This is a genomic window from Cellulomonas sp. PS-H5 (assembly GCF_019265565.1).
Classification (GTDB): Bacteria; Actinomycetota; Actinomycetes; order Actinomycetales; family Cellulomonadaceae; genus Cellulomonas.
In genome coordinates this window covers 1-4,218 of record NZ_JAHVCI010000112.1, presented here as the reverse complement: position 1 = coordinate 4,218, position 4,218 = coordinate 1, and the positions used below count along the sequence as shown (strand labels likewise).

The following is a 4,218-nucleotide window of genomic DNA, read 5'->3' as shown; positions in this document are numbered from 1 at the left end:
GCGACCACCGCTGCGCCCGCCCGTGCCGCGCAGGCGCCCGCGCCCGCCGCCCCGGCGCCCGAGCGCCCCGCCCGGGCCGCCCGTCGCCGCCCCCGCGTCGGCCCGCTCCTGCTCGCGCTCCCCGTGCCCGCGCTCGTCCTGGTCCTGTGGACCGTCGGCGTGCAGCAGGCGTGGGAGCTGCCGTTCGGCATCAAGATGGGCTTCCTGCCCACCCCGCTGGAGGTCGGCCGCCGGCTGGTCGACCTGGCGGTGGGCGGCATCGTCGACGACGCGTTCAGCGGCACCCTGCTCGCCCACCTGTGGGCGTCGACGCAGCGCGTGCTCGCCGGCTTCGCCCTGGCGGTCGCCCTGGCGGTGCCGCTCGGCGTCGTCATGGGCCGGTTCTCGCTCGCGTTCCGGATGCTGGAGCCGACCGTCAACCTGGCCCGGCCGATCCCGGTCACCGCGTGGGCGCCGCTGACGCTGCTGATCATCGGCTACGGCGACGGCTCCGCGATCTTCCTGGTGTTCCTCGCGGCGTTCTTCCCGGTGCTGCTCAACACGATCGCCGGGGTGCGCCAGGTGCCGGTGCGGCTCCTGGAGGCGGCCGCGATGCTCGGCACCAAGAAGGCCCAGGTCCTCTACAAGGTGGTGCTGCCCGCCTCGATGCGGTCGATCGCCAGCGGGCTGCGCGTGGCCCTGGGCCTGGCGTGGGTGATCCTCGTGGTGGGCGAGACCGTCGGCATCAACACCGGGCTCGGCGCCATGATCACGCAGGCCCGGGACCAGTCGAAGACCGACCTGATCGTCGCCGGGATGGTCGTCATCGGCCTGTGCGGCTTCGTGGCCGACCGCCTGCTCACCGGCCTCCTCGCGCTCGCGACCCGCGGCCGCCCCACCCTGACCTGACGCGCCCCGTCCGACCCGGAAGGAGACGACCATGCCCCGCATCGGCACCGTCCGCCCCCGCCAGCCTGCCGACGTGCGCGTCGCCGGTCTCGGCAAGCAGTACCCCACCCGGTCCGGCGGCTCCGTGGCCGCGATGGCCGACGTCGACCTCGACGTCCCGGCCGGCGAGTTCGTCTGCGTGGTCGGCGCGTCCGGCTGCGGCAAGAGCACGCTGCTGCGGATCCTCGCCGGCTTCGAGGACGCGACCTCCGGCACCGTCGCGGTCGCCGGCGCCCCGGTCACCGGACCCGACCCCGAGCGCGGCGTCGTGTTCCAGGACTACGGGCTGTTCCCGTGGCTGTCCGTCCGGGAGAACATCGCCTACGGCCCGAAGCAGGCCCGGCTGCAGCGCTCCGTCGTCACCGAGCGCACCGACCGGTTCCTCGCCGCCGTCGGCCTGACCCGGTTCGCGGACAAGTACCCCAGCGAGCTGTCCGGCGGCATGCAGCAGCGCGTCGCCATCGCCCGGGTGCTCGCCAACGACCCGTCCCTGCTGCTGATGGACGAGCCGTTCGGCGCGCTCGACGCCCTCACCCGGTCGACGCTGCAGGGCGAGCTCTCCCGGATCCACCGGGAGACCGGCACGACCGTCCTGTTCGTCACGCACTCCATCGAGGAGGCCGTGTTCCTCGCGGACCGCGTCGTCGTGATGGCGGGCGGGGCGTCGCACGGGGTCCCGGGCCACGTGAAGGAGATCGTCCCGATCGACCTCGCGGGCGACCGGGACGTGACCTCCGCGGAGTTCAACGCCCTGAAGCGCCGGATCTCCGCCCTGGTGCACGAGGAGGTCGCGGCCCCGGCGGCGTGACCCGAGGAAAACGGCCGCGCGCGAGCCCGCCAGGTGGCTAGCGTCGGGCCATGACCGACGGAACCCCGGGGGCCGTCGCCCCCGACCCGGACCCCGCCCGCACCGACGCGTTCCTCGACGCGGTCGGCACGCTGATCGAGCGGGTCAACGACCGCGCGCAGCGAAGGCGGTCCGGCGACGCCACGCCGATCGCCGAGGTGCTGCGCGAGCACCTCGGCACCGACCCGCGCGGCCTCGCCGTGCTGACGGAGGAGGTCGGGGCGCTCCGCGCGGTCGACGCCGACGTCGCGCTCGAGGTCGTGGTCGGCGCGGCCGGCGGCGGGCGGCTCGTCGGGGTCGGCGGCGGCGAGCAGCGCCGGCACTCGTCGTTCTCCGAGATCGTCGAGCACTCCGGCGCGTGGGCGCAGTTCCCCGTCGGCGCCGTCGACTACGTCCGCGTGCCCGTCGGCCCCGATGCCGATCGCCGGGTCGTCGCGTTCGGCGTGCACCTGTTCCGGTTCGGGGGCGCGCCGGTCGCCCTGCTGCAGCGGGCGGCCGCGCCCCAGCAGGGACAGGAGGCGAAGCTCGAGGCGATGTCGCCCGACGAGGACGCGGCGGCGGCCGCGCTAGCCGCGGTCCGGGAGGCGATGCTGAGCCACTCCGTGCTGCGCGGCCAGGTGGTGAGCTTCACGCCCAGCCCGTACGGCCAGTCGGCGGGCGGGGTGACGTTCCTGCCGCGGGTGCGGGTCCCGGCCGAGGACGTCGTGCTGCCCGAGGGCACCCTGGAGCGGGTCGAGCGGCAGGTGCTCGGGGTCGCCCGGCACCGCGACCGGCTGCGCGCCGCAGGCCAGCACCTCAAGCGCGGCGTCCTGCTCTACGGGCCGCCCGGGACGGGCAAGACCCACACGGTCCGGCACCTCCTCGGGGCCGACGCGGAGACCACGGCCATCGTGCTGGCGGGCCAGTCGCTGGGCCTGGTCCGGCTCGCCACCGAGACCGCGCACGCGCTGCAGCCGGCCGTCGTCGTGCTGGAGGACGTCGACCTCATCTCCGAGGACCGGTCGCTGCACGCCGGCCCGCAGCCGCTGCTGTTCGAGGTGCTCGACGCGATGGACGGCCTCGGCGGGGACGCCGACGTCGCGTTCCTGCTCACCACCAACCGCGCCGACCTGCTGGAGCGGGCGCTGGCGCAGCGCCCCGGACGGGTGGACCTCGCGGTGGAGATCCCGCTGCCCGACGACGACGCCCGACTGCGGCTGTTCCGCCTCTACGCCGACGGGCTGCCGCTGACGCCGGGGGCGCTGGACGACGCGGCCGGGGCCACGGCCGGCGTGACCGCGTCGTTCGTGAAGGAGGTGATCCGGCGCGCCGTGCTGCTCGCCGCGGAGGACGACCGCACGGTGGACGACGCGGCCCTCCGCGCGGCGGTCGCCGAGCTCACGGACGACACGCAGCGCGTCACCCGCTCCCTGCTGGGGGCGGGTGCGGGTCAGCCGGAGTAGGCGGCGAGCACCGTCCGGGCCGCCGCGGCCAGGACGGCGTCGTCCGGCTCGGCGGCCTCGTCCGGGTGGTCGGTGAGCACAGCCAGCACGATCGGGGCGCGCCCGGGCGGCCAGAGGACCGCGATGTCGTTGCGGGAGCCGTACCGGCCGGCGGTGCCGGTCTTGTCGCCGACGACCCAGCCCTCGGGCGTCCCCGCGCGGATCGCGTCGAGGCCCGTCGTGCTCGCGGTGAGCCAGCCGACGTACGTCTGGCGCACCGCGGGGTCGAGCGCGTCACCGAGGGCGTACGTCGCCAGCCCCTCGGCCAGGGCGCGCGGGGTGGAGGTCCGCGCCGGGTCGCCCGGCGTGAACCGGTTGAGCTCCGGCTCCGCCTCGTCGACCAGGGTCACGGTGTCGCCGCGGGCTGCGAGCGCCGCCTCGAGCGCGGCGGGTCCGCCCAGGTGCCGGAGCAGCACGTTGAGCGCGCCGTTGTCGCTGTCGATGACCGCCGCCGCGCCGAGCGCGCCGATCGTCAGGTCCGTGCCGGCCGCGCCGCCGGTGACCGGGGCGTGGCCGACGTCCGCGACGTCCTCGGCGGTCACGGTCAGCGGCCGGTCGAGCATCGACGCGGGCTGCCCCGCCAGCACCTCGCCGGCGGCGAGCGCCTTGAGCGTCGACGCGTAGCCGAACCGCTCGTCGGCCCGGTACGCCACGGTGTCGCCGGTGCCGATGTCGCGGGCGTACACCCCGACCCGGCGGCCCGTGGACCGCTCCAGCGCGGCGAGGTCGGCCTCGACGGCGGCCGTGAGGTCGGCGGGCGTTGGGGCGGGCGGTGCGGTGCTCACCGTGCGCGGTGGGGTCGGGGCACCGGTCGCCTGCGCGTCGCGCCCGCCGGACGCGCCCGGTGCGCACGCCGCCCCGGCCAGGGCGAGGACGCACGCGAGCGCCGCGCCGATCAGCGCGGCGCGGCCACGCGGGGCGTCGCCGGCCCGCGGCACGGCGCCGACCCTCGGCACGGCGCCG

At 76.6% G+C, this 4,218-nt stretch carries 4 protein-coding genes; 3 read left to right on the top strand and 1 reads right to left on the bottom strand.

From position 1 onward, the window contains the following. The 3 genes from J5O08_RS20350 to J5O08_RS20340 all read left to right on the top strand — a co-directional run. Positions 1-888: ABC transporter permease (locus J5O08_RS20350; RefSeq protein WP_218708727.1), on the top strand; the 888-nt coding region annotated here is incomplete at its 5' end. Positions 889-919: 31 nt separating this feature from the next. Further along, complete coding sequence (locus J5O08_RS20345; RefSeq protein ID WP_218708726.1) at positions 920-1,735, top strand: ABC transporter ATP-binding protein; 816 nt, start codon at positions 920-922, stop codon at positions 1,733-1,735. Between the two features lie 50 nt (positions 1,736-1,785). After that, a complete protein-coding gene (locus J5O08_RS20340) occupies positions 1,786-3,216 on the top strand; it encodes an ATP-binding protein (RefSeq protein WP_218708724.1) in 1,431 nt (476 codons plus the stop codon). Here the strand turns inward: J5O08_RS20340 and bla are convergent. Next, positions 3,204-4,218, bottom strand: a 1,015-nt coding sequence (bla, locus tag J5O08_RS20335; protein ID WP_218708723.1) for a class A beta-lactamase, incomplete at its 5' end; no start/stop codon positions are given. The two genes, J5O08_RS20340 and bla, sit on opposite strands and share 13 nt — an antisense overlap.